Here is a 25,659-nt window from a genome sequence, read left to right as displayed (position 1 = left end):
GAAGCCCGCCTCCCGGACGAACGGGAAGCGGGCTTCAGCCGTAAAGGCAGGCTCACACGGACCGGAACGCCAGCACCACGTTGTGCCCACCGAACCCGAACGAGTTGTTGATCGCCGCGATCGGCCCCTCGGGCAGCACCCGTGGCTCACCGCGCACGATGTCCGCGTCGATCGCCTCGTCGAGCTCGTCGATGTTGATGGTCGGCGGAGCGATGCGGTGGTGCAGCGCCAGAACCGTCGCCACGGTCTCGATGCCGCCCGCGCCCCCCAGCAGGTGACCCGTCATCGACTTCGTCGCGGAGATCGCGACATGGTCGAGGTCGTCGCCCAGCACCTTGCGCAGCGCCTTGATCTCCGCGAGGTCGCCCTGCGGCGTCGACGTGGCGTGCGCGTTGAGGTGGACCACCTCGGACGGCTTGAGGTCGCTGGAGTCCAGCAGGTTCTGCATCGCGGCGGCGATGCCCCGCCCGGTGGGCTCGGGCTGCGCGATGTGGTGGGCGTCGGCCGACAGGCCCTGGCCCAGCACCTCGCAGTAGACCCGCGTGCCCCGCTTGGCGGCGTGCTCGGCGGACTCCAGGACGACGACGCCCGCACCCTCGCCGAGGACGAAGCCGTCCCGGCCGGTGTCGTACGGGCGCGAGGCCGTCTCGGGCTCGTCGTTGTTCTTGGACATCGCCATCATGTTGGCGAACGCGGCGATCGGCAGCGGGTGGATCGCCGCCTCGGTGCCACCGGCGACGACCACGTCGGCACGGCCGGTACGGATCATCTCGACGGCGTACCCGATCGCCTCCGCGCCCGAGGCGCAGGCGGAGACGGGCGTGTGGACACCGGCCTGGGCGTTGACCTCCAGGCCGACGTTGGCCGCCGGGCCGTTGGGCATGAGCATGGGAACGGTGTGCGGGGAGACGCGGCGTACGCCCTTCTCCTTCAGCACGTCGTACTGGTCGAGCAGGGTGGTCACGCCGCCGATGCCGGAGGCGATGACCGAGCCCAGGCGCTCGGGGGCGATGCTCTCGTCCTCACCGGCCTTGCCGGTGAAGCCGGCGTCCGCCCAGGCCTCACGGGCCGCGATCAGCGCGAACTGCGCCGAGCGGTCCAGCTTGCGGGCCAGCGGGCGGGGGAGTACGTCGCCCGGGTCGACGGCCGCGAGGGCGGCGATCCGGACGGGCAGTTCGGCGAAGCGCTCGCCTTCGAGAGGCTTGACGCCGGACCGGCCGGCCATCAGACCTTCCCAGGTCGATGCGGAGTCGCCACCCAGCGGAGTGGTTGCGCCGATACCGGTGACGACCACGGTGCGATTGGTCGAGTTCACTGGAAAATCTTCTCCACGTGTAGAGGGTCGTGAATCAGCGGCGCCACCGCCGGGTGGCGACACAGCCGGGCTGGGGTCAGCCCTGGTGCTTCAGGATGTAGCCGGCGGCGTCGCCGACCGTCTTGAGGTCCTTGACGTCCTCGTCGGGGATCTTGACGTCGAAGCGCTCCTCGGCGGCGACGACGACCTCGACCATGGACAGCGAGTCGACGTCCAGGTCGTCGGTGAAGGACTTGTCCAGCTGGACGTCCTCGACCGGGATACCGGCGATCTCGTTGACGATCTCGGCGAGACCCTTGACGATCTCTTCCTGCGTGGCGGCGGCCATCTTGGCGCTCCTTCGGTGGGTTTTCTCGGTGTTCGTGCGTACGGACCGGAAGGTCCGGTGTGCCTAGGGGAGGGTAACGACCGTCGCGGCGTAGACGAGACCCGCCCCGAAGCCGATGACGAGCGCGGTGTCGCCGCTCTTCGCCTGACCGGTCGCCAGGAGCCGCTCCATCGCGAGCGGGATCGAGGCGGCGGATGTGTTGCCGGTGGACTCGACGTCACGGGCGACCGTGACGTGCTCCGGCAGCTTCAGGGTCTTCACCATCGAGTCGATGATCCGCATGTTGGCCTGGTGCGGAATGAAGACGTCCAGGTCCTCCGGGGCGATCCCGGCCGCGTCCAGCGCCTGCTGGGCGACCTTCGCCATCTCGAAGACGGCCCAGCGGAAGACCGCCTGGCCCTCCTGCGTGATGGCCGGGAACTTGATCTCGCCCTTCGAGTCGAGCGGCAGCTTGGAGACGTCACCGACGTGCAGGTCGTTCCAGGCCACCGTCTGCTTGATGGTCTCGGACTTGTCGCCCTCGGAGCCCCACACGGTCGGGCCGATGGCCGGTTCCTGGGAGGGGCCGACGACGACCGCGCCCGCGCCGTCACCGAACAGGAAGGCCGTCGCCCGGTCCTCCAGGTCGGTCAGGTCGCTGAGCCGCTCCACGCCGATCACGAGGACGTACTCCGCGGAGCCCTCGACGACCATGCCCTTGGCGAGCGTGAGGCCGTAACCGAAGCCCGCGCAGCCGGCCGAGATGTCGAAGGCGGCGGGCTTGCCCGCGCCGATCTTGTGGGCGATCTCGGTGGCGACGGCAGGGGTCTGCTTGAAGTGCGAGACGGTCGAGACGACGACCGCGCCGATCTGCTCGGGATCGATGCCCGCGTCCGCGATGGCCTTGCCGGACGCCTCGATGGACATCGCGGCCACGGTCTCCTCCTCGGAGGCCCAGTGGCGGGTGACGATGCCGGAGCGGGAGCGGATCCACTCGTCGGACGAGTCGATCGTCTCGAGGATCACCTCGTTCGGCACGACCCTGGTCGGACGGTAGCCGCCGACCCCGAGGATCCGTGCGTACGGGGCGCCCTTACTGGGCTTGATCTTCGACATGCTCGCTCCTTAGGCGCCTGCGTGCTCGGAGATGAGCGCGCGGGCCGTGTCGAGGTCGTCGGGGGTCTTGAGCGCGAGCGTCTTCACACCGGGCAGCGCGCGCTTGGCGAGCCCGGTCAGCGTGCCACCGGGGCACAGCTCGACGAGTGCGGTGACGCCCAGCGACTGGAAGGTCTCCATGCACAGGTCCCAGCGGACCGGGTTGGCGACCTGCCCGACCAGCCGGGCGATGACCTCGGTGCCGGTGGCCACGGTGTGGCCGTCGGCGTTGGAAACGTAGCGCACGGCCGGGTCGGAGACCGTGAGGTCGCCGACCGCCGCGCGCAGCTTCTCCACGGCCGGAGCCATGTGGTGCGTGTGGAACGCGCCGGCCACCTTCAGCGCCACGACCCGGCGCACGCCCTCGGGCTTGTCGGCCTCCAGGGCCGCGATCTGGGCGGCGGTGCCCGCGGCGACGATCTGGCCGCCGCCGTTGACGTTGGCCGGGGTCAGGCCGAGCTTCTCCAGGTGCGGGACCGTGACGTCGGGGTCACCGCCGAGGAGGGCCGCCATGCCGGTCTCGGACACCGCGGCGGCCTCGGCCATGCCGAGCCCCCGGACGCGGACGAAGCGCAGTGCGGCCTCGTCGTCGATGACGCCCGCGAGCGCGGCGGCGGTGATCTCACCGACGCTGTGACCCGCGACGACGGACGGCGAGGCGTCCAGGGCGGCTGCCGAGAGCAGTCCGGCGGCGACCAGGAGCGGCTGGGCCACGGCGGTGTCGCGGATCTCGTCCGCGTCGGCGCGCGTGCCGTAGTGGGCAAGGTCGAGCCCGATGGCGTCGGACCAGGCAGCGATGCGGTCGGCGGCACCGGGGAGGTCGAGCCAGGGAGTCAGGAAGCCGGGCGTCTGAGCGCCTTGGCCGGGAGCGACGAGTACGAGCACCCTCACACTCTCTCTTGTGGACGGCTCCGCACGCCCGTGGGGACAGGGACGAAGAACCGTCGGGGGAATTGTTGAAGTCCAACAAAAGTCTAGGACTGAGGATCCGCTGCCGCCAAGCGCCCCAGGATCAGGGCGATCCGCAGAGTGAATGCGGAGCGCACATCGGAAGGAGACCATCCGGTGACGTCGGTCACACGTCGCAGCCGGTAGCGCACGGTGTTGGGGTGTACGAAAAGCATCCGGGCGGCGCCTTCGAGACTGCTCGCCTGTTCCAGATAGACGCTGAGCGTTTCCAGCAGCGCCGAACCGGCCTCTTCCAGCGGTCTGTAGATCTCCTCCACCAACTGGTCCCGCGCGGCCGGGTCTCCGGCCATCGCCCGCTCCGGAAGGAGATCGTCCGCCAGGACCGGCCGGGGCGCGTCCTGCCATGCCAGGCACGCCTTCAGCCCGGCCGCCGCCGCCTGCGCGGACCGGGTCGCCGCCAGCAGGTCCGGCACCACGGGACCCGCGACGACCGGCCCGGCGGCGTACGGCCCGATCAGGCCTTTCGCGACCTGGAGCGGGTTGTCGCTGCCGCCGGCGATGACGACGAGGCGGTTGCCCAGGACGCCGGTGAGGACCTGGAGCTTGGCGTGCCGGGCGGCGCGCCGGATCGCCTCCACGGTCAGCTCGCTGTCCCCGTCGGGCGCGGTGCCGAGGATCACGCACACGTGCTCGGGCGAGTTCCAGCCGAGCGCGGAGGCCCGGGACACGGCCCCCTCGTCGGCCTCGCCGGAGAGCACCGCGTTCACCACGAGGGATTCCAGCCGGGCGTCCCAGGCACCCCGGGCCTCGGCGGCCTGGGCGTAGACCTGGGCGGTGGCGAAGGCGATCTCGCGCGCGTAGACGAGGAGCGCCTCCCGCAGCAGCGACTCGTCGCCCGGGGCGGCCACCTCCTCGATCGCGGTCTCCATGACCTCGATCGTGGTGCGCACCATCTCCACGGTCTGCCGCAGGGTGATGGCCCGGGTCAGTTCGCGTGGCGCGGTGCCGAACACATCGGTCGAGATGGCCTGCGGGGTCTCGGGATGCCGGAACCACTCGGTGAACGCGGCGATGCCGGCCTGGGCGACCAGGCCGATCCAGGACCGGTTCTCCGGAGGCATCGCCCGGTACCACGGCAGCGATTCGTCCATGCGGGCAATCGCGTTCGCGGCCAGCCGGCCGGAGGACTGCTCCAGCCGTTTGAGGGTCGCGGCGTGCAGGTGGGCGTCGTGGGCGGGGGGCAGCTCAGGATCGGGTCGGGGCACGAGGACAAGACTGCCTTATCGGGCCGGTGGATCGGTGGGCCGGGGCGACGGTGCCCCCGTACCGGCGGGTAGACGAACACCTGACGCGACCGTTCCGCTCCGGCGGCCGTACGAGGGGTGCGGCCGGTCCCGTTCCCCCGGCCCTGCGGCGGGTGCGGCCCGGTCCTGTTCCCCCGGCCCCTGCGGCGGGTGCGGCCGGTCCTGTTCCCCCGGCCCCTGCGGCGGGCGCGGCCGGGCTACCGTGGCCGGGTGATTTCCGTGCACCGGTCCGATGACCGCTACCGGGGCGGGGACGAGGCCGCCGGGATCGTCACCCGGCACGCCCTCTCCTTCGGTCCCCACTACGACCCCGACAACCTCCGCTTCGGCCCGATCCTGGCCTGCAACGAGGAGCGCCTCGCCCCGGGCGCGGGCTTCGAGGAGCACCCGCACAGCCATACGGAGATCGTCACCTGGGTCGTCGAGGGCGAGCTGACCCACCGCGACTCGGCCGGCCACTCCACCGTCGTCCGCGCCGGGGACGTGGCCCACCTGAGCGCCGCCTCCGGGGTCCGCCACGTCGAACGCAACGACGGCACCGACCCGTTGACCTTCCTCCAGATGTGGCTGGCCCCCCGGGAGCCGGGCGGCGAACCCTCGTACTCGGTGGTCCCCGGCATCGCCGACTCCACCCCGTACGCCCTGCCCGGCGCGGGCGCGATGCTCCATGTCCGCCGCCTGACCATGGGCGAGCGCACGGCGGTCCCGGACGCGGTGCGCGTGTACGTCCACGTGGTGCGCGGGCGGGTCGCCCTGGGCGGCGAGGAGCTGGGCCCGGGCGACGCCGCCCGGATCACCGGAGCGGAGGGGCTGGAGGCGGTCGCGGTGGCGGGGGCGGCGGAGCTGCTGGTGTGGGAGCTGGCGGGTTGAGGCGCTGTGCCGACGGAGTGCGGACTCACGGAGTCCGGTCGGGTGGTTGCGCAGGCGATGATCTGTAAGTGGTACATGGAAAGACTGATGATGTCTCATCCCGAAATCTATGGTCAGGTACTCAATGGTGAAGATTGAATTCGCTGAGCGTCTTGGTCGGGACGCGCCTCCGGGGCTTGAGGAAGCCGTAGGGCGAGGTGAGGTCAACCTGGCCGAACTGGATGCGGTGGCCCTGAGGTACAACTACTTCGTGTACCCCGTCTCGCTTGCCGTCGACGGAAATAATGTACTTCCCGAGAGTGACGTCCCTCCCGTCGATTCCACTCGGCAGGAGTGGCGGAGTCGCGCTGTCGGCCTTTTCCGGCCCGGTGGTGTGTCACGGGGAGCGGCGGGCCCGCCAGAGGTCGCGGAGCAGAGCGATCTCGGCCATGTGGTGGATGAGTTCCAGATTGGCGTTGGCCAGCACGCCGATGTACGGGTCATCGGGGTCGGAGCCGTACGGATACTGCGAGAAGCCCACCGTGTCGAGCTGCTCCTCGGTGAGTGCGTCGATGCTCGCGCGGTGCCGGTCGAGCGTCTCCCAGAGCCGTTCCAGCGCCAGGGAGGCGGACGGCGCGAAGTCGACCAGCAGATGCGGATCCCGCCGCCTCTCGCCGAAGGTCCACTCCCACCGGCCCGCGAAGTCGGAGTGCAGATGACCCAGCCGCCACGCGATGGTGGTGACCGGCACGACATCGGGCTCCGGCTCACCGGTGAACGCGAGGACGTCCTCGACCCGTTCGGCGCTCACGCTCCAGTCCTCGGCGATCCTCGCCACGGACATCCCGCCCGCCGCCTGCCGTGCCACCTCCGCGTACTCGCTCGCCGGAATCTCCGGTGCCCCCTTGTCGATGACCCACGCGCCGGGCCCGTACGCCCGGGGCGTCACCGCGTCCTCCCGGCGTCGGATCGACCAGCTGCCCGGCGCGGGCTCCCAGAGGTACTCCTCGTCCCCGAGCCCCTTCAGCCGGACCTGGGCCATCTCCCGCGCCTGGTCGAACTGCTCGATCAGGATGCTCAGTCGGTCGGTCCGCGGACCCTGGCCGCTCATCCGCAGCTCCTCCTCGTCACGCGCCGGGCGGTCCACGGCGTCCGGAGGACGGTAGCGGCCGGGCCCGGCCTCCGCGAGCGAAATAGCGAGCGGGCCGGTCAGTGCCGCACCGCCGCCACCTCCGGCGGCAGGTCGTCCGGGAGCAGCAGACGCAGATCGTCCAGGCTCGGGGCGGACATCGCGCCGAGGCGGCCCGCCTGGCGCGTCATCATCGCCTCCATGATCTGGCGGGCCGTCCGTGCGTTGCCGAAGGAGTGGTCGCGCGGCAGGGAGTCCACGTAGGCGTGCAGCGCGGCGATCGTCTCCGGCGAGCAGTCGTACCCGTAGCCGGCGGCCTGCTGGGAGAGGATCTGCAACAGGTCGTCCGTGGAGTAGCTCTCGAACTCCACGGTGCGCGAGAACCGCGAGGCCAGGCCCGGGTTGGAGTCGAGGAAGCGGCGCATCTCGCGGGTGTAGCCGGCGGCGATGACCACGACCTCGTCGCGGTGGTCCTCCATCAGCTTCAGCAGCGTGTCGACCGCCTCCCGGCCGAAGTCGGAGGTCGCGCCCTCCGGCGTGAGCGTGTATGCCTCGTCGACGAACAGCACGCCGCCTATGGCGCGTTCGAAGGCGTCCTTGGTCAACTGTGCGGTGTGGCCCACGTATCGGCCGACCAGATCGGCCCGCGCCACCTCGACCAACTGGCCCTTTGGCAGTACCCCGAGGGAGCGCAGCAGGTCCGCGTACAGTCGCGCGATGGTGGTCTTGCCCGTACCGGGAGGCCCGGAGAAGATGAGGTGGTTGCTGATCTTCGGGGTGGGCAGCCCGGCGGCCTTGCGCTGCTTCGTCGCGGTGAGGAGGTTGACCAGTGCGGTCACCTCGTTCTTGACCGCTGTGAGGCCGATCATGGAGTGCAGCTGGGCGAGGAGTTCCTCGGAGCCGGGGCCGTCGTCCGCCGACGTGCCCGCGTCGGGCGCCACGTCCTCGGGGAGCAGGAGGGCCAGGTCGCTCTCGGCGGGATTCTTCATGGAGGCGAACCGGGACGCCTGGCGGTCCACCATCTCCTCGAACACCCGGCGGGCCGCACGGCCGTTGCCGAACGTGGCGTCGCGCGGCATGCGCTGGTAGTGCCCGGCGAGCGCCTCGCGGGTCTGGGGCGCGAGCTCGTAGCGGTGGCCCAGGCACATGTTCTCGGTGATGGTCACCAGCTCGTCCACCGAGTAGTTGGCGAAGTCGATGGTCCGGGTGAACCGGGAGGACAGGCCCGGGTTGGAAGAGAGGAAGCTCGCCATCTCGCCGGTGTACCCGGCGGCGATCACGGCGACGTCGTCGCGGTGGTCCTCCATCAGCTTCAGCAGCGTGTCAACCGCTTCCCGGCCGAAGTCGGCGCCGGAGCCCTTGCTGTCGGAGAGCAGGGTGTACGCCTCGTCGATGAACAGCACCCCGCCCAGCGCCTCGTTGAACGCCTCGGTGGTCTTGATGGCCGTACCGCCGATCACCTGAGCGACCAGGTCGGCGCGGGAGACCTCCACGAGGTGCCCCGACCTGAGGACGCCGAGATCGGCCAGGATGCCGCCGTACAGCCGGGCCACGGTGGTCTTGCCGGTGCCGGGCGGCCCGGAGAAGACGAGGTGGCGGCTGACCTGGGCGACGGGCATGCCGAGCTGGGTGCGGCGCTGGTTCAGCTGGTTCAGGTTGACCAGAATGCGCACCTGGCTCTTGACCTCGGCGAGGCCGACGAGGGATTCCAGCTCCTCCAGCGGCCCCTCGGGCTCCTTCTTCGCCGCGTCGGGGCCGCCGTTGGCGACGTCCGGCGGCAGCGTGTCGCCCCAGGCGTCCGGGACCGCGTTGCCGGCGCTGTTGAGGCCCTCGATCGTGAGGCGTTCGTTGACCCGGGTCTGCCGCAGGCCCGCACCGCGGTTGTCGCGGACGGTGCAGTCGGCGACGGTGACGGGCTCGGCGCTGTCGATCCGGATGCCGTCGCCGACGCTGCCGATGACCTGCGAGGAAGCGAGGGTGGCGCGGGAGCCGTTGGCGAGCAGGACGCCGTGGGCGCCGGAGTCGGTGATGTGGACGCGCAGGACGGAGAGTTCACCGCCGTTGTCCACCGTGATGCCGCCCGCCGCGGCGAACTCGACCGCGCAGTCCCGGACGGTGCCCCGCCCCTCTGTGCCGACGGAGATGGTGGTGTCCTCGGCCGCTCTCATGACCGTGTCGCGGATGTCGGGGTTGCCGCCCGAGGCGATCCGTACCGCCGAGGCGCCCGCGCGGTCGATCTCGCAGTGCTCCAGCCGGCCGCGCCCGTCCTCGGCCACCTCGACACCGTTGCCACCCGGCGAGGTGATCCGTACCCGGCGCAGCAGCGGGTCGGCTCCGGTGCGGATACGGACGGCGACCCCGGCCGCGTCGCTGACCAGCAGTTCGTCGAACTCGGCGGTCGAGTCCTCCTCCAGCAGGACGGCGCCGTTCGCGTCCGCGCAGTCGCGGACCGCGCAGCCGATCAGCGTGGGCGAGCTGGAGTCGATCACCCGTATCGCCGGGGCGGCCGCTGTGTCGAACTCGCAGTGCTGGAAAGTGCCCCGGGAGCGTTCGCTGACCACCAGGCCGCTGCCCTTGGTGCGGGAGGTCCGGCAGCCGAGGAACTCGGGGTCGGCGTTCACGGCCAGCATGATGCCGGGGCCCGAGGTGTCGCTGACGGAGACGTTTTCCAGGGACGGGCGGGCGGAGCTGGTGATGTAGACGCCGACGGACGTGTCGTGCACCGTGGTGCGCAGGACCCGGGTACCGCTGCGGCCCTCCAGGGCGATGGACGGCTTGTCCGTCCCGGAGATGTCGCAGTCCTCCACCAGGCCCTGGGCCTCGTCCGAGGCCAGCACGCCGTTGGCGCGCGCGTCGAGGATGCGGCAGTCCCGCACCGTCGTCCGGGCCTCCGCGCCGATGACGACGCCGGAGGTACCGAGGTTCGATATGCGGCAGCCCGCTATGACGCTGCCCGTGGGGGCGGAGTCCACGAGCCCGGCGCCCTTGGGGTTGCTGACCTGGCAGTCGCGCATGGCGACCGAGCCCGACTCCCGGGCCAGCACGGCCGTCCAGCCGGAGCCGACGACCGTGCAGCCGTCCATGGCGACTTGGCCGCGCGGGGCGTCGACGACCGGCAGGTCCTCGCTCCCGCCGCGCAGGGTGAGGTCGGTGAGCATGACGGCGTCGGCCACCAGGATGACGGCGGTGCCCCGGCGCGGGCAGATCTCGACGCTGCCCGGCTCCCCGTCGGCGACGATGGTTACCCGTGTCCGGACCGTGAGGTTCTCCGGATAGCGGCCGGGGTGCACCCGGATCACCGCACCCGTGCGTGCCTTGTCCAGGGCCTCGCTGATCGTCCGGAAGCTGTCCGGTTGGTCCGACCCGACCCTGAGCAATTGCCGTGACACGCCCGATCCTCCTCCTTGTGGTGCCGCTGCCTGCCTCTCCCGCCGGGCGCCGGAAGGAAACCGGGTCGCGTCGGGAACGTGCAGCTGTGCGCACGCGACGAAGGCTACGGGACCGGTACCGCGATGTTCCAGGTGGGACAGGACAGTTCGGGCCGGATCCGATGAGCGGGGTGCCGGATCCCGCACGACGCGCCGCCATCCGTTCGGCCTATCATGCGCGCCATGCCCCCTGCCCGAGTTCGCTCCCGCCGCCCACGGGCCACGGCCGTCGCCGCCGCCCTGTCGCTCATGGTGATCCCGGCCGCGCTGGTCGCCGCGGGCGCCGTGCCCGCGGTGGCCGATTCCGTGGGACTCCCCGTCGTACGCTCCGTCATGGCTGAGGACGACACCTGCGTCGAGGCCTCGAAGGTGAAGGCCCGGTCCGATCCCTGGACCATGGGCGCGCTCGGGGCGGCCCGCGCACGGCCGCTTTCCCAGGGCGCCGGACAGACGGTCGCGGTCGTGGACACGGGGGTCGGGGAGTCGGCCCCGGCTCTCTCCGGCCGGGTGACCGCGATCGGGGACGCGGGCAAGGACTGCGTCGGGCACGGCACGTTCGCGGCCGGTCTGATCGCGGCGGCCCCGGGCGCCGCCGCAGGGCCGGCCGGACTGGCCCCCGAGGCCCGCATCCTGGCCGTGCGGGGCACGGACGAGCGCGGCGGGGCCACGGTGGGCCAGGTCGCCGCCGCCATCCGCGAGGCGGCCGACGAGGGCGCCTCTGTCATCTACGTCGCCGCCGCCCTGGCCGACGGCAAGGCCGAGCTGACGAAGGCCGTCGCCTACGCGAGCGACAGGGACGCGCTGGTCGTGGCCCCCCTCGCCCCGGACGCCCTGCCGAGGAACGCGAAGCCCGCGCCCTGGTACTGGCCCGCCGCCGCCCCGGGGGCGATCGGCGTGACGGACTACGGTCCGGACGGGCAGCGCCCCGCCAACGCGCCCGTGGTGGGCGGGGCGGACCTGGCGGCGCCCGGTGACGCGGTGGTGAGCATCGGCCCCGAGGGCTCGGGCCACTTCATCGGCTACGGAGCCTCGTTCGCCGCCGCGCACGTCGCGGGAGCGGCGGCGCAGGTACGGGCGCGCCACCCGAAGCTCTCGGCCGCCGGGACGGCGCGCCGCCTGACCGAGGCGGCCTACCCGGCGAGCCCGCCGCGACTCGACCCGTACGCCGCCCTGACGGCCGTTCTCACGGACGAGAAGAGGGCGGCGCCCCGGCCGGAGCGGGCCGAGGTCCCGCAGCCGCCCGCGGCGGAGCCCCGTAACCGTGCGCTGATCGTGGCGGGTGTGGGCGGCGGCGTGGTGCTGCTGGTCGCGGCGGGCGCGGCGGTGATCCCGCGCGGCCGGGCCCGCAACTGGCGCCCTGCGGGGCGCTGAGGGGGCGCAGGGCGCTGCGGGCGGGGCGCGGGCGGCTTCGGAACTCCCGTGCGTTCGGCGGGACTTCGCGGGCTCTGGCCGTCCCTGGCCGTCCCTGGCCGTCCCTGGCCGTCCCTGGTCGTCCGGTACGCCCCCGGACCCGGGCGTCCCTGCGCCGGGGATCATCCGCGCGTCCCGGCCCGTGGGCGGGCCCGGGCCCCCCGTCCCCGTCACGGGCCGGGAGACCCGGGCCCGCCGCTCAGGACTCCTCGTCCTCCAGCACGGCCGTCTGCACCTGGATCTGTTTGCGGCGCGTCACCCGCGTACCCCGGCCCGGTGGCAGGTTGCGGCCCTTGACGCTGCCCAGGATGAAGCCCTCCGAGGGCGGGCACGACAGCAGCAGCGTCGGGGTGTTGACCTCCTGCATGCGCCGCAGCATGGGCTCGCCCAGGCCGCGGCCGGCACCGGCGGCGGAGCGGGCGACGACCATGTGCAGACCGACCTCGTAACCGAGCGCGAGGTGGTTCAGCAGCGGGTCGAACGGCGCGTTCATCGCACTGGTGCCGAGCATGTCGTAGTCGTCCACGAGGATGAACAGCCGCGGCCCGTCCCACCAGTCGCAGGTGCGCATCCGGGCCGGGGTGATCTCCGGACCCGGTACGCGCGCGGCGACCGCCCGTGCCGCCCCGCCGATCAGCTCCTTGAGGGCGTCCATCGACACCGCGTGGCCGAGCCGGTAGGCGTCCGGGATGGCCTCCACCAGGGCACGGCGGTAGTCCACGACCATGATCCGCGCCTCGGCCGGGGTGTACCGGTCCATGATGGCCTTGGCCGTCATCCGCAGCATGTTGGTCTTGCCGCTCTCCGTGTCCCCGACCACGATCATGTGGGGAGTCTCGGAGAAGTCGTGCCACACGGTCGACAGGCGCTCCTCCTCCAGGCCGATGGGCATCTTGAAGTCGCCCTTGGGTGGCGGGAGTTCGGACAGCTTGAGGCGAGTCGGCAGCATCCGCACCTGCGGGGCGGGCGGGCCCTGCCAGCTCTCGCGGACCGCCGCCACCAGGCCGGCCACCCCGTCGGAGAGATCGTCGACGGACTCGACGCCGTCGATGCGCGGCAGCGCCGTGAGGTAGTGCAGCTTGGCGTCCCGGGTCAGGCCGCGCCCAGGGAGCCGGGGCACGGTCGCGGCGCGCCGGTTGTCGATCTCGGAGTCCATCGGGTCACCCATCCGCAGCTCCAGGTGGGTCGCGGCCTGGTCCCGGATCGCGGAGGTCACCTCCACCCAGCGGGCGGTGGTGACGATCAGGTGGATGCCGTAGTTCAGACCGCGCGCGGCGATCGCGCCGAACGTCTGGATGTGCCGGTCGAAGTCCTGGCGCACCGTCGACCAACCGTCGATCACCAGGAACACGTCGCCGTGGTGGTGCTCGGGGAACTCCCCGGCGGCCAGCCGACGGCGGAAGGTCGCCATCGAGTCGATGCCGTTGTCCAGGAAGAACCGCTCGCGCTCCGCCAGCAGCGTCGTGACCTCGGCTATCGTACGGCCCACCCGCTCGGCGTCCAGTCGCGCCGCGACCCCGCTGACGTGCGGCAGTCCGGCCAGCCCGGCGAGCGCGCCGCCGCCGAAGTCGAGGCAGTAGAACTGGACCTCCCGGGGGGTGTGGGTGAGCGCCAGCGCGGTGATGATCGTCCGGACCATCGTGCTCTTGCCGCTCTGCGGGCCGCCCGCGATGGCGATGTGCCCGCCCGCGCCCGAGAGGTCGACGGTCAGCAGGTCGCGGAGCTGGTCGAAGGGGCGGTCGATGATGCCGAGGGGGATGGTGAGCCGCCCGCGGTGCGCCGCGTCGGTCGTCAGCCCGTACTCGGGGTGCGGGGTGAGCGGCGGCAGCACCTGGTCGAGCGTGGCGGGGAGGTCCAGAGGCGGCAGCCACACCTGGTGGGCCGGCGGGCCGGCGGTGAGCAGCCGGTCCACGGCGACCGAGAGCAGGGTCTCGCCGGTCTCCTCCTGCTGCTCGGGCTCGGGCTCCGGTGTGTCGGGGAGCTGGCGCGGTACGACGTAACTGCTGGTCCACGGCACGGTCTGGCTCGCCACCCGCGCCTGGTTGGCACTGCCGCGGCGCTGCTGGTACGGGCCGGAGACGTAGGCGGCGCGGAACCGGGTCAGCGCCTCCACACCCGACTTGAGGAAGCCGCTGCCGGGGGCCGACGGCAGTTGGTAGGCATCGGGCACGCCGAGCACGCCGCGGCTCTCCATCGCGGAGAACGTTCGCAGACCGATCCGGTAGGAGAGGTGGCTCTCCAACTGGTGCATGCGGCCCTCGTCCAGGCGCTGCGAGGCGAGCAGCAAGTGCACGCCGAGGGACCGGCCGAGGCGGCCGATCATCACGAACAGCTCCATGAACTCGCGATGGGCCGCCAACAGCTCGCTGAACTCGTCGACGACGACGAACAGACTGGGCAACGGCTCCAGCGGGACGCCCGATGCGCGAGCCTTCTCGTAGTCCAGCGCGGAGGTGTAGTTGCCCGCCGAGCGCAGCAGCTCCTGCCGCCGCATCAGCTCGCCGTGCAGGGCGTCCTGCATGCGGCCGACCAGCGCCGCCTCGCCCGCCAGGTTGGTGATGACGGCGGAGGTGTGCGGGAGGTCCTCAAGACCCAGGAAGGTGGCACCGCCCTTGAAGTCGACCAGGACGAAGTTGAGCGTCTCCGAGGAGTTCGTCAGGGCGAGCGAGAGGACCAGGGTCCGCAGGAGCTCGCTCTTGCCGGAACCGGTGGCGCCGATCAGCATCCCGTGCGGCCCGGTGCCGCCCTGGGCCGACTCCTTGATGTCCAGCTCGACCGGCTCGCCGTCCGCGCCGACCGCGATCGGCACCTTGAGCCGGTTGGGGCCGGTGTGCTGCTGCCACAGCGTGTTCGGGTCATGGCGGTGCAGGTCGGGAATGCCTAGCAGCGTGGTCAGTTCCACGTTGGAGGAGAGCGGCTCGGAGGAGTCCGAAGCCGAGCCCAGGCCCATGCGGTACGGGGCGAGCCGCCGGGCGAGCGACACCGCGCCGGTCAGTCCGAAGCCGTCGGGCCTGCCGAGCCGGGTGAGCTGCTCCTTGCGCTCGCGGTCGGTGCGCACCAGGCCGAGTTCGTCCTCGTCGACCTTGAAGCGCAGGGTGATACGGCCGGGCCGCCAGGAGAGCGCACCGCTGAGGTCCAGGACGACCGTGTTGCGGAAGCCGGGACCGTCCAGGCGGTGGCCCGCCGGGACGACCCCGCCGTCCACGACGATCACGGTGAACGGCTCCTCGCGTCCGGGCACCGCGTCCGGGTCGAACTGCGGCCGCTCCATGAACTCGGCGCCGAGGAGGTTCTCCAGCTCGCCCCAGGCGGAGACGGTCATCCGGGTCGGACCCGCGCCGTCGGTGTCGTGCGGGTGGAGGCTGTGGGGGAGCCACTTCGTCCACTCCCAGTGCGCGCGCCGCTCGTCGGAGACGCAGAAGGCGATCCATACGTCGTCCGGCGAGTGGAAGGTGGCCAACTGGGCGAGCAGCGCCCGCGCCAGAGAACGTATCCGCTCCTCGTCGCCCTGGAACAGCACCCGGGCCCAGGCGCGCAGGTATATCGCGATGGGCTGTTCCGGCACCGTCGAGTAGGCGCGGACGAAGCTGCGCAACGCGTGCGCGCTGAGCGGCTCCAGGTCCTCCACGGGGTTCGTCGAGCTCGACGTCAGCTTCAGGCTCAGCTTCTGCTCGCCGACGGCCATCCGGATCTCGCCGAAGTCCTCGTCCCGGGGGCGGCGCTCCCACAGCCGGGTGGTGCCGGTCATCGACCACAGGGCGGCGGGCTCGGGGTGCCGCCAGGCCAGGGCCTGCTGCTGGTCCACGACCGCGCCGCGCACCTTGCGCCGGATCTGGGTGAGGTAGCGCAGGTAGTCCCGGCGCTCGCCCTTGAGCTTCTGCTTGCGCTCCGCGGCCCGGCGCATGAACTGGCCGATGAACATCGCGGCGGCGCCGAGGACCATCAGGCCCAGGGCGATGTAGATGAACCCGCCGGAGCCCCGGGTCATACCGGGGCGCATGAACATGAACATCATCGAGACCGACATCAGTGCCATGGGCAGGTACGTCCACACGGCGGAGGTGTCGGGCACCGTCTCGGGGAGGATCGGCGGTTCCTGGAGATTCAGCTCCCCGTCGGGCATCTCCGGGCCCCGGCGTCGGGCCGGGCGGCGGAACAGGATCACACTCAAGGAACCGTCTCCTTCAGGGACATGGGGGGAGAGCGGGCCGAACGGCGTCGCAGGGCGCGCCACGCGCCACGCGCCGCCGTCGGCCGGGCCGGGACGCGGACGGGCCTTCGCCGTGCACGCACCCTACGCCGCGCCCCGGCCGGGGTCTGAAGTCCGCCCGGGGCACCCGCGCCGGACGGGAGTGGGCGCCGAACCGCTGTGTCACAGTTCCGCTACATCACGGCTTCGGCTCATGGTCCGCGCGGACGTATTCCCGGCCGGGACAGCGCATGTGGAACCGTCTTCCCGGCCGAAACCGCGCATGCCGAACCGCCCTTCGTGCCGCACGGCCCGCCACGCCGCAATTCACCGGACACGGACGACCGTTTCGTATTCCACTGTGCGGGCCACGTGATCCAGACTAGGCCGCTGATATTACGATCGCTGTATTGGTCGTCAACAACCGTCGCTGTCCAATGGTTTGGAACCCCCCACCGAAGCAGGAGTGTTCACCGGTCCGCCGGCCCCTGTTCCCCCGTCCGTTCTCAGCCGCAACCGGAGAAGCGTGAGCTATCTCGATGACTGACACTCAGGTGGCCGAGCTGTGCCGTCTGACGGTACGAGCTCCTGCCAAGAGCATCGATCTCGCCGTACCCGCCGACGTCCCCGTGGCGGACCTGCTGCCCGCCGTGCTCGGCTACGCGGGCGACAACCTCGAAGAAGCCGGTATCGACCACGGCGGCTGGGTGCTCCAGCGGCTCGGCGGCGAACCGCTGGACGAGGAACTCACCCTCGACTCCTACGGTCTGCGCGACGGCGACACCCTCTACCTCCGGCCGCGCGACGAGGCTCTGCCCGAGGTGCACCTCGACGATCTGGTCGACGGCATCGCCACCACGATGCGCGACCACCCCTTCGGCTGGACCCCCAAGGTGAGCCGCTGGGTGCTGCTCGGCATCGTTGTCGCGGTGCTCATCGGCGGTGTCCTGGTGATCGCCTGGCCCGGCGGATCCTCGCTGTCCCGGTCCGTCTTCGGGACCGCGGCCGGCCTCCTCCTGCTCGCGGGCGCCGGCGCGGCGAGCCGGGCGGTCGGGGACGCCGGTGCCGGAGCCGCGCTCGGGTTCATGGTCGGGCCCTATCTGGCGCTGGCCGGCTGGCTGCTGCCCGGCGGGGAGCTCAGCGGGCCGCACGCCTACGAGACGCTGGGGGCGCGGCTGCTCGCGGCCAGTGCGGCGATGGCCGGCGGGGCGGTGCTCACGCTCGCCGTCGTGGCCGCGTTCGCCGCGCTCTTTCTGAGCGTCGCCGTCGTCTCGCTGTTCGCCGCGATCGCCGCCGTCCTGCTCCTCACGACGGACCTGGCGCCGGTGCACGCCGCCGGGATCCTCGCCGTCCTCTCGGTGGTCCTGGGGGCGTTCGTACCCTCGCTGGCCTTCCGGATGTCCGGGATGCGGATGCCTCCCCTGCCGACCAACGCCCAGCAACTGCAGGAGGGCATCGAGCCGCACGCCGCCTCCGCGGTCTCGGCCCGCGCCATCCTCGCCGACGGCTGGATGACGTCGCTCTACGGAGCGGTGGGCCTGGTCGGCGCCGCGTGCGTGGTCGTCCTGGCATGGGAGCGCGAACTGGCCGAGATCATCATGACGGTGGCGTTGTGCCTGCTGCTCGTCCTGCACGCCCGTGGCCTCGGCAACATCTGGCAGCGCATGTCCCTGGTGGTCCCGGGGGTGCTCGGGCTGCTCCTGCTGGTGCTGGTCGCCGCTCCCGCCGCGACCCCGGGGAACCGCCTTGTCACGGCCGCGGGCTTGCTCGCGGCGGCTGCCGCGGTCGCCATCGTCGCCTGGACCGTGCCCGGGCGCCGGCTCGTCCCGTACTGGGGCCGCGCGGGCGAAGTGCTCCACTCGGCCCTGGCGATCGCCGTGCTTCCGCTCGCCCTGTGGGTGCTCGGCGTGTACGGCGCCCTGCGGTCCCTCAACGGCTGACCGGAAGGGAGACCCACTGTCATGCAGTCCAAACGCGACCAGGTCCAGGCTCACATGTTCGTCATGGGCCGGCTGACCTCCGGCCTGCTCCGCGCCGACCCCGACGCCCCGGAGAGCCCGCAGGGGCGGACCAACCGGGGCGTGGTGATCGGCATCGTCATCGCCGTCCTGCTGTCGGCCGGCTCCTTCGTCCTCGGCCTCCTCAAGCCTGGAACCAAGGACTCCTGGAAGGCAGCCGGGACCCTCGTCGTGAACAAGGACACGGGGTCCCGCTATCTCTACCTGGAGGGGCGGCTGCGCCCGGTGCGCAACTACGCGTCGGCGCGGCTGCTCGCGGGCGCCGACATGAAGGCGGTGACGGTCGGTTCCAAGTCCCTGAGCGGTACGCCGCACGGGGCGCCCGTCGGCATCAGCGGCGCCCCGGACGCCCTGCCCGGCAGCGCGGACCTGGATACGGGCCCCTGGCAGGTCTGTTCGGGCAGCGGGACCGCAAAGACGGGCACCACCGTCGCGGTGGGCCTGCCGGCGGACGCCGCCGGGCTGCCCACCGACCAGGCCATGCTGGTCAAGGGGCCGGACAAGGCCGACTACCTGGTCTGGCGCGGCAGCAAGCTGCTGCTCGACGACGACACCCGCGCCCGCGAGGCCCTCGGCTACGGCTCCACGCCCCAGCTGCCCGTCTCCGCCGCCTTCCTGAACGCTCTGCCCTCAGGGCCCGACCTGCGCCCGCCGAACGTACTGGGCAAGGGCAGGAAGGGCCCCTCGCTGGGCGGTGCGCAGTCCCGGATCGGCCAGGTCTTCCGGGTCACCGTGCCGGGCTCCGCCGACCGCTACTACCTGCTGCGCCAGCAGGGCCTGACGCCGCTCACGGCGACCGGGGCCGCGCTGGTGCTCGGCGACCCGGAGACCCGCGAGAAGGTGTACGGGGGAGGCGCGGCGAACGTCGTGACGCTGGGCGCGGATGCGCTGAGCGGCCGGCTGGCCCCCGGCGCGGAGGGCGGCGCGGAGGAGACGAACCTGCCCTCGGAGCCGCCGGAGGCGGTGGCACTCGGCGAGGACCGAACCGTATGCATCCGGGTCCAGCCGAGCGAGCGCGGACCGCGCGTCAGCGTGGCGCTGACCGGGACGGGCACTCTGGGCCCCGCCGCACAGGCGCCGCCCGAGGGCCTCACCCCGGCCTGCATGCCGGTCGGCACGATCAGCGTGCGGCCGGGCGGCGGGTCCCTGGTGCGCGCGCTCGGGGCGAGCGGGAGCACGCTCGGCACCACGGTCTACCTGGTGACGGACACGGGAATGAAGTACCGGGTCGGCACGGCGGACGGACTCGCCGCCCTCGGTTACAGCGAGGGCCAGGCACGGGGCCTGCCCGCGCCGCTGCTGGCCATGCTGCCGACCGGGCCGGACCTCACCAAGGAGGCTGCGGCCGTGGGGCGGAACACGAACACGGCCCCCCGCTGTACGCGGACATGAGTGCCCGGCGGGGGCTCGTACCGGAGGAGGTGAATTTCCTGTGGCGCGGCTGATAAATGCGTGTGTCGTGACAACGGGGGGCGGGGATCCGCCGTCTTCCTCCCCGAAGGGATCCGGCAATTCCCCGTGCCCGAACGGGCATTGCCCGTTCGGGCACGGGGGCCGATCCATTCGGAAGGTGATTCCACAAGGTGCCCACCTCAGATCCAGATCAAATCTCCTTCACGAATCACCCCAAAAGCGGGGCCGGGGCCGAGGAGATGACGCAAGGCATTGAATCCTCAACGCCCTTTTCTTTAGGCTCCGTTCGTCCAGACCATTCGGATGCCGGTCTTCCGGCCGCGTCCGGCCAGGCACCGCGCCACGCGGGAACCGGAACCCCGCGGCGCGACACATCAGGAGGCGCAGCAACATGGCAGGTACGGGCGCACAGCAGTCACTGGCGTCAGCCACTCAGAACGGTGTCACCGCACTGGAGATGGCTTTCACCGGCGTGCAGAGCAGCCGCCAGGACGTGGAGAACATGAAGCACAACCTCGCCTCCGGCTACGCCGGCAGCGACGGTGGCGCGTTCCAGAAGCTGCTCGACCGGTGGGACCAGCAGGCGGAGATCATCTCCAGCAACCTCCGCGACATGATCACGACGCTGGAGGAGACCATGCGCGCGCAGGGCATCCAGCAGAACAACTCGAACGACTCGATCCAGCAGGCGTTCAACCGCTCCGAGGAGATCTTCAACGCGCTCGCCGGTTCCACCGGGGGCCGCTGACCACTCCTCGCGTACCCGGAGCCCTGACGGGTGACCGGGCTCCGCACACCACTGTCCCTGACGCACCTGCCGCGAGACGAGGAAGACCATGACCCCCCCGCTTGACTTCACCGACGGCCAGATCTACGTCGACTACTCCCACATGGAGAACGCCGCCGACGACATGGTCCAGCAGACCAAGGCGATCGACAGCATCCTCACCAACCTGGAAGCCGAACTCCAGGAGCTCCAGCGCAGCTGGGAAGGTGAGGACAAGGCCGCGTACGCCCAGAAGCAGGCGTCCTGGAACAACGCGGTCGAGGAGATGAAGCGCATACTCGCCGAGCACTCGGCCCTGCTGAACGATGTCTCGGGCAGCTACCAGTACAGCGAGAACTCACTGAAGTCGCTCTGGGAGAGCGTGCGCATCGGCAGCTGACCCGGGGCGGCGCGCCCCTGGTCCTTCCCGGGCGGCCGTTCGCGTGCGTCCTCGCGCGCACGGCCGCCCCGCCGTAGTCGGGGCGCGCCGTCCGCCGCGGTCCCAGCGGGTCGTCGGCGGAGGGCGCACCGGCCCCGAGAGCCCCTGGACATCCCGGAAGACTGGAGAAGCGCGACATGGCGGAAGCACCCGCACTCAATCTCAACAAGGCGTGGCTGCAGAGCTTCCTCGACGACGACCTCGTCCCGTTCCTCGCCGAGATCAAGAAGATGCGCGAGGACAGCACGGACGGCGTGCCGGCGATTCCCTCGCTGCAGGGCGGCGACGACGGGTCGAAGACCGCGGCAGGGTTCTTCGACGGGCAGGCGAGGCCGCTCGCGATCGGGACGATGGCGGGTGACGAGAACGGCCGCACCAACGGCGGTTACCTGGTCAAGTGCCTGAACGGACTGGTCGACCAGCTCGACGACATCCTCAAGCTCCAGGTCGAACTCTTCGAGCAGATCGAGGAGGACCTGGAGGAGACCATCGCGGAGCTGTTCAAGACCCAGGACGGCAACCTGGAGAAGATCGACGGCAAGGACATGGTCGACTTCTTCGAGGGTGTGGACGAGGTGCTCTCCGAATCCGCCGGTGGCGGCTCGGACAACGACGAGGACGACTGACCTTCGTCGCCGTCGGCCGGTGACCCGGCCGACGCCCCTCCGCACGCCCCCGGTCCGGCGGGCCGTCCCCCGCCCGCACCCCTGTCTCCCCTGACGAAAAGGCATTCGGCATGGCGCTCGACTCCAGCAAGGTCACCGACGACCTCGGCGGTTCCAACGACCAGTGGGCCGAGGCGGTCGGCTTCTTCACGGGCTTCAAGGCGCCGAACCGGAACGACCTGTTCGACTCGCTCGTCGGCAATGAGGGCATCCCCCTGATGAAGGTGGAGATCTCCGACGTGGGCTATGTCGACTACGTCGACACCGAAGACCTGAACTGGCTCTACGAGAACGCCGGTTCCGACATCAAGAACACCGACTTCGTCATCCCCTTCTACCACGCCAAGGGCGGGACGGGCTCCGACGTGTCGATGTACCGGGCACGCATCACCCTGCTCGGCAGCAAGGGGGACGGACGGATACCGAGCCAGGGGTGGCAGGAGGGCGGACAGTTCTCCAGCGGCATCGACGGCCACCTGGGGATGGACGGCAAGCCGACCTGGGACACCACCCCTACCGCACGCTACGCCTACGGCACCGGGCTCGCCCTGGAGAAAATGATCTTCGAACCTGGTCAGGGCACCTACGGGTTCAGCTTCAACAGCCTCCCCGTCAACGACCCCGACTCCGTGACCCCGGCCAATTTCGACACCGTCGCCTCGGCGTTCGACCGGGTCGCCACGTTCTTCTCGTCCCAGCAGCAGATCGTGGAGGAGTGGCAGAGCCGGCTCGGCACGGAGAAGGACAAGGCCTGGCGGGGCAAGGCCGCCGGTGTCTTCTGGGACCTCATCAACAAGATCAACAAGCAGTACTCCGACTACGCCGACGACATGAAACCGATCGGCGGCGGCAACGGCGATGAGGGGGGTTCCAGGCAGGGCAACGAGATCCGGGCTGCGAAGAAGGCCTTCCAGGAAGCGGTCAATGATCTCCACGGCGTCTGGAGCGAGTGGCAGTACAAGTACGGCAACCCGCTCGTGGTGCTGCACACCCTCCTCTCCGCGATCATGGAGTACGTCTGGGACCGCAACATCACGAAGATCACGTACGAGATCGAGACCCACGGGTCGTACGGCGGCGGCTACACCACCACGACGAACTACATCTCGGAAGAGCACTTCAGCAACCAGGCGGCGATCGAGGAGATCACCGGCACGGGCGACATGGCGCTGACCGTCGGCGCCGAGGACTTCGGTGAGCTCAAGGAGCTCGACACCTGGGTGAAGGTCGGCAACAAGGCCCTTCTCATGTGGAAGCAGACCGTCGAGGAGAACCTCGACAAGGCGGCGATCGCGGCCATGACGAAGGTGCGCGACAGCTGGAGCAACAGCGAGCTGGACTTCGGATCGATCAACTCGCGGGGGACGAGCGACACGCTGGAGTCCGAGTACAAGGAGGAGAAGGCCGAGCTCGCCGAGGAGAAGGCGGAGGCGGACGCCGCCGCGGCCAAGGCGGCAGCCGAGGACGCCGCGCGGAAGCAGGAAGAGTTCATCCAGTGGCAGAAGGACCAGGCCGCCAAGGCTGAGGCGGAGCGGAAGAAGGAGAAGGAAGAGGCCGAGCGCAAGGCGGCTGAGGCCAAGGCTGAGGCCGAGCGCAAGGAGGCCGAGGCCAAGGCGGAAGCGGAGCGCAAGGAGAAGGAAGCCAAGGCGGAAGCCGAGGCCAAGGAGGAGGAGGCCGAGGCCAAGGCAGCCGCCAAGGAGGCCGAGCAGGAGGCCAAGCAGGAGGCCAAGGAGAAGGAAGCCGAGGCCAAGGCGGCGGAGCAGGAGGCCAAGGCGGAGGCCAAGGAGGCAGAGGCCAAGGCCGAGCAGGAGGCCAAGGAGGCGGAGGCCAAGGCCGAGCAGGAGGCCAAGGAGAAGGAGGCCGAGCAGAAGCAGGCCGAGCAGGAGGCCAAGCAGGAACAGCTCCGGGCCGAGCAGGAGGCCAAGCAGGAGCAGATCCGCAAGGAGCAGGAGGCCAAGCAGGACGAGGCCCAGGCTCGTGCGGAGAACATGCAGATGATGCAGATGAACCAGGCGAAGACCCAGCAGGAGGAGGCGAAGAAGGAGCAGGAGGCCAAGGAGGCTCAGGCCAGGGCCGAACAGGAGGCCAAGGAGGCGGAGGCCAGGGCCGAACAGGAAGCCAGGGAGAAGGAGGCGGAGCAGAAGCAGGCCGAGCAGGAGGCCAAGCAGGAGGCCAAGGAGGCGGAGGCCAGGGCCGAGCAGGAGGCCAAGGAGAAGGAGGCGGAGCAGAAGCAGGCCGAGGCCGAGCAGAAGCAGGACCGCATCCGCACCGAGCAGGAAGAGCGTCAGGAGCAGCAGCAGGCCGAGCAGGAGCAGAAGCAGGCCGAGGCCGAGGCGAAGGCGGAGCAGAAGCAGGCGGAGCAGGAGGCCAAGCAGGAGGCCAAGGAGGCCGAGGCCAGGGCCGAGCAGGAGGCCCGGCAGAAGGAGGCCGAGCAGAAGCAGGCCGAGGCCGAGCAGAAGCAGGACCGCATCCGCGAGGAGCAGGAAGCCAAGCAGGACCGGCTGCGCGAGGAGCAGGAAGCCAAGCAGGACGAGGTCCGGGCGGAGCAGGAAGCCCGGCAGCAGGAGGCCGAGGCCAAGCAGGACGAGGTCCGGGCCGAGCAGGAGGCCCGGCAGAAGGAGGCCGAGGCCAAGCAGGAGGAAGTCCGGCAGGAGCAGGAGCGCCGGCAGGCCGAGGCGGAGTCCAGGCTCGACAGCTCCCGGCGGGACCTCTTCGGGAGCGGCGACATTCCCGACCTGTCATCCACCCCCATCACCGGACCGGTCAACGACGGCCCGCTCGAACTCCCCGGCGGTGGTGAGTCGCGGCTCGACGCGGACGGCCGCGTGATCACCGAATTCCCCGACGGCTCCAAGGTCACGATCGACCCGAACACGCACTCCTCGACCATCACCCGGCCCGACGGCTCCGTCATCTCCGGTCCGCTCAACACCGGGGACCTGCTGTCCAACCCCGGCGGCAGCGTCACGCACCTGGATCCCGGCGGCAACGTGGTCACGGAGTTCCCGGACGGCTCCACGCAGACGATCAACCCGGACACCGGCACCACCACCATCACCCGGCCCGACGGCTCGACCGTCTCCGGCTACCTGGACGAGTCCGGCCCGTCCCGCTTCGAATCCGGCCAGCTCAACAACGGTTCCCTCCATCCCGGTTCCTTCGGCGACGGACTCTCCAGCCACACGCCCCCCTCGTACGACCCCATGTCCTACGAGGAGGAGCTGTTCGACGACCAGCCTTACGAGTCGCCCCTGGCGGGCAACGGGGCATCCGGCGGGTCGAACGCGCCGAGCCACAACCGCCCGCTCCTGAACAGCGGGCCGTTCCCCGGTCCCAGTAGCTACGGCGGGGGCGAAGGCGGCGGCAGCGGTGCCCCGATGGGGGGCGGAATGGGCGGTGGCATGGGTGGCGGAATGGGTGGCGGCATGGGTGGCGGCATGGGCGGCGGAGGAGGCCAGTCGGACTCCGGTGAGCGCGTCCGCAACGTCATCGACGGTTCGGTCTCGCGGAACCGCCGCGCGCGGCCGGGGGCCCCGGTTCCCGGCTCGGGCGGGCGCTACGCCGACGACGAGGTGCGGGTGGCGGCCGGCGGCCCGACCGCCGGCAGTTCGCCCTTCCTCCCGCCGATGGCCGGCGGCGCCCCGGGCGCGGGCGGCGCGCCGGGCCAGACCGCGACCCAGAGCGGCGAGCGGACCCGCGACTCCTGGGTGCCGGAGGACGATGACGTCTGGGGCACCGACGAAGGCGGCGCACCGGCGGTGATCGGACGCTAGGGAGCGATGCGCCGGTCACGGCGGATACCGCGCGGGAGCGGTAGGAGACGGTTCCGGCCGCCTCGGACACCGTTCAGGCGCAGGGGAGTTCGTAGCACGCACACGCGTACGACAGAATGGTGTACGCGCAGGTGGAAGGGCGACTGTTGAGCGAATCGATGGAGAAGAAGCTGGCCGAGGCCATGGCCGAACTCACGGCTGTGCAGGAGGCCGTGGCACGGGCTGAGGGCGAACTCGGCCAGTCCTCGGCGTCGGCCCGATCGCGGGACCGCGCGGTGGAGGTGACGGTCGGCCCGCAGGGCGAGCTGACGGGGCTGAAGTTCCCGGACAACCGGCACCGGTCCATGACGGGCCCTAAGCTCGCCGCCTCGATCATGGAGGCGGTGCAGGAGGGCCGCTCGGAGATGGCCCGCAAGGTGATGGACGCCTTCGAGCCGCTGACCCGGACCACGGGCCGGGCCACGGGCATCAGAGGCATCGACATCGACTGGGACCGGGCCTTCGGCTCGGCCCTGGAGGACTCGCACGGCGGCGGGAGGCGTTCGTCGGCCCGCCTGCACGACGAGATCCACGAGGACTGACGTACGGAC

The 25,659-nt window shown here is 71.1% G+C and carries 17 protein-coding genes; 9 read left to right on the top strand and 8 right to left on the bottom strand.

The genetic code is table 11. The features are described 5' to 3' along the window. Positions 1 to 52 precede the first annotated feature (52 nt). The 5 genes from fabF to ACH4KB_RS07170 form a co-directional block, all read right to left on the bottom strand. Positions 53 to 1,315, bottom strand: coding sequence for a beta-ketoacyl-ACP synthase II (gene fabF, locus ACH4KB_RS07190; RefSeq protein ID WP_398064439.1), 1,263 nt, complete (start codon positions 1,313 to 1,315; stop codon positions 53 to 55). A 76-nt stretch (positions 1,316 to 1,391) separates the two neighbouring features. After that, positions 1,392 to 1,643 carry an acyl carrier protein gene (locus ACH4KB_RS07185; RefSeq protein ID WP_398064437.1) on the bottom strand — a complete coding sequence of 84 codons (252 nt, stop codon included), beginning with the start codon at positions 1,641 to 1,643 and terminating at the stop codon, positions 1,392 to 1,394. A gap of 63 nt (positions 1,644 to 1,706) precedes the next feature. Beyond that, a complete protein-coding gene (locus ACH4KB_RS07180) occupies positions 1,707 to 2,738 on the bottom strand; it encodes a ketoacyl-ACP synthase III (protein WP_381754503.1) in 1,032 nt (343 codons plus the stop codon). Between the two features lie 9 nt (positions 2,739 to 2,747). Next, the gene (locus ACH4KB_RS07175) at positions 2,748 to 3,662 is read right to left on the bottom strand and encodes an ACP S-malonyltransferase (RefSeq protein WP_398064435.1); all 915 of its coding nucleotides are present in this window, start codon (positions 3,660 to 3,662) and stop codon (positions 2,748 to 2,750) included. Positions 3,663 to 3,751: 89 nt separating this feature from the next. After that, positions 3,752 to 4,951, bottom strand: coding sequence for a PucR family transcriptional regulator (locus tag ACH4KB_RS07170; RefSeq protein ID WP_397916662.1), 1,200 nt, complete (start codon positions 4,949 to 4,951; stop codon positions 3,752 to 3,754). A gap of 249 nt (positions 4,952 to 5,200) precedes the next feature. Here ACH4KB_RS07170 and ACH4KB_RS07165 point away from each other — a divergent pair, with 249 nt between their 5' ends. Next, positions 5,201 to 5,860, top strand: coding sequence for a pirin family protein (locus ACH4KB_RS07165; protein WP_398064433.1), 660 nt, complete (start codon positions 5,201 to 5,203; stop codon positions 5,858 to 5,860). 376 nt (positions 5,861 to 6,236) lie between these two features. Here the strand turns inward: ACH4KB_RS07165 and ACH4KB_RS07160 are convergent, their stop codons facing one another. Both ACH4KB_RS07160 and ACH4KB_RS07155 read right to left on the bottom strand, forming a co-directional pair. After that, positions 6,237 to 6,950: a DinB family protein gene (locus ACH4KB_RS07160; protein ID WP_398064431.1), complete on the bottom strand. Its 714-nt coding sequence runs from the start codon at positions 6,948 to 6,950 to the stop codon at positions 6,237 to 6,239. Between the two features lie 98 nt (positions 6,951 to 7,048). Then, positions 7,049 to 10,357, bottom strand: a complete 3,309-nt coding sequence (locus ACH4KB_RS07155; RefSeq protein WP_398064429.1) for a right-handed parallel beta-helix repeat-containing protein — start codon at positions 10,355 to 10,357, stop codon at positions 7,049 to 7,051. Positions 10,358 to 10,579: 222 nt separating this feature from the next. On the opposite strand from ACH4KB_RS07155, the gene ACH4KB_RS07150 reads away from it, so the two are divergent. Then, positions 10,580 to 11,767 (top strand): S8 family serine peptidase, encoded by a 1,188-nt coding sequence (locus ACH4KB_RS07150; protein ID WP_398064427.1) that lies wholly within the window; start codon positions 10,580 to 10,582, stop codon positions 11,765 to 11,767. A 238-nt stretch (positions 11,768 to 12,005) separates the two neighbouring features. Here ACH4KB_RS07150 and eccCa read toward each other — a convergent pair whose 3' ends face one another. Continuing rightward, positions 12,006 to 15,971 carry a type VII secretion protein EccCa gene (eccCa, locus tag ACH4KB_RS07145; protein ID WP_398064684.1) on the bottom strand — a complete coding sequence of 1,322 codons (3,966 nt, stop codon included), beginning with the start codon at positions 15,969 to 15,971 and terminating at the stop codon, positions 12,006 to 12,008. 563 nt (positions 15,972 to 16,534) lie between these two features. On the opposite strand from eccCa, the gene eccD reads away from it, so the two are divergent. From eccD to ACH4KB_RS07110, 7 genes are all read left to right on the top strand, one after another. Then, entirely contained in the window at positions 16,535 to 17,935 is a 1,401-nt protein-coding gene (gene eccD / locus ACH4KB_RS07140) for a type VII secretion integral membrane protein EccD (RefSeq protein WP_398064425.1), read from the top strand. A 21-nt stretch (positions 17,936 to 17,956) separates the two neighbouring features. After that, positions 17,957 to 19,405, top strand: coding sequence for a type VII secretion protein EccB (eccB, locus tag ACH4KB_RS07135; protein WP_398064423.1), 1,449 nt, complete (start codon positions 17,957 to 17,959; stop codon positions 19,403 to 19,405). A gap of 412 nt (positions 19,406 to 19,817) precedes the next feature. Then, positions 19,818 to 20,174, top strand: coding sequence for a hypothetical protein (locus ACH4KB_RS07130; protein WP_398064421.1), 357 nt, complete (start codon positions 19,818 to 19,820; stop codon positions 20,172 to 20,174). Between the two features lie 88 nt (positions 20,175 to 20,262). Then, on the top strand, positions 20,263 to 20,592 hold the full coding sequence (locus tag ACH4KB_RS07125) for a WXG100 family type VII secretion target (protein WP_398064419.1): 330 nt from the start codon (positions 20,263 to 20,265) through the stop codon (positions 20,590 to 20,592). Between the two features lie 176 nt (positions 20,593 to 20,768). After that, positions 20,769 to 21,257 carry a type VII secretion system-associated protein gene (locus ACH4KB_RS07120; RefSeq protein WP_398064418.1) on the top strand — a complete coding sequence of 163 codons (489 nt, stop codon included), beginning with the start codon at positions 20,769 to 20,771 and terminating at the stop codon, positions 21,255 to 21,257. 110 nt (positions 21,258 to 21,367) lie between these two features. Then, positions 21,368 to 25,069 (top strand): AAWKG family protein, encoded by a 3,702-nt coding sequence (locus ACH4KB_RS07115; protein ID WP_398064416.1) that lies wholly within the window; start codon positions 21,368 to 21,370, stop codon positions 25,067 to 25,069. 146 nt (positions 25,070 to 25,215) lie between these two features. Further along, positions 25,216 to 25,650, top strand: coding sequence for a YbaB/EbfC family nucleoid-associated protein (locus ACH4KB_RS07110; protein ID WP_398064414.1), 435 nt, complete (start codon positions 25,216 to 25,218; stop codon positions 25,648 to 25,650). Positions 25,651 to 25,659 lie beyond the last annotated feature (9 nt).

The organism is Streptomyces sp. NPDC017520 (assembly GCF_044329855.1).
Taxonomy (GTDB): domain Bacteria; phylum Actinomycetota; class Actinomycetes; order Streptomycetales; family Streptomycetaceae; genus Streptomyces.
Note: the sequence above shows the minus strand (reverse complement) of the source record. Positions and strands in the feature narration are given on the sequence as shown.

Coding starts and splice junctions, on each gene's coding strand:
- ACH4KB_RS07185 (WP_398064437.1), bottom strand. CDS start 1,643: ATGGCCGCCGCCACGCAGGAAGAGATCGTCAAGGGTCTCGCCGAGATC.
- ACH4KB_RS07180 (WP_381754503.1), bottom strand. CDS start 2,738: ATGTCGAAGATCAAGCCCAGTAAGGGCGCCCCGTACGCACGGATCCTC.
- ACH4KB_RS07160 (WP_398064431.1), bottom strand. CDS start 6,950: ATGAGCGGCCAGGGTCCGCGGACCGACCGACTGAGCATCCTGATCGAG.
- ACH4KB_RS07150 (WP_398064427.1), top strand. CDS start 10,580: ATGCCCCCTGCCCGAGTTCGCTCCCGCCGCCCACGGGCCACGGCCGTC.
- eccD (WP_398064425.1), top strand. CDS start 16,535: ATGACTGACACTCAGGTGGCCGAGCTGTGCCGTCTGACGGTACGAGCT.
- eccB (WP_398064423.1), top strand. CDS start 17,957: ATGCAGTCCAAACGCGACCAGGTCCAGGCTCACATGTTCGTCATGGGC.
- ACH4KB_RS07130 (WP_398064421.1), top strand. CDS start 19,818: ATGGCAGGTACGGGCGCACAGCAGTCACTGGCGTCAGCCACTCAGAAC.
- ACH4KB_RS07125 (WP_398064419.1), top strand. CDS start 20,263: ATGACCCCCCCGCTTGACTTCACCGACGGCCAGATCTACGTCGACTAC.
- ACH4KB_RS07120 (WP_398064418.1), top strand. CDS start 20,769: ATGGCGGAAGCACCCGCACTCAATCTCAACAAGGCGTGGCTGCAGAGC.
- ACH4KB_RS07115 (WP_398064416.1), top strand. CDS start 21,368: ATGGCGCTCGACTCCAGCAAGGTCACCGACGACCTCGGCGGTTCCAAC.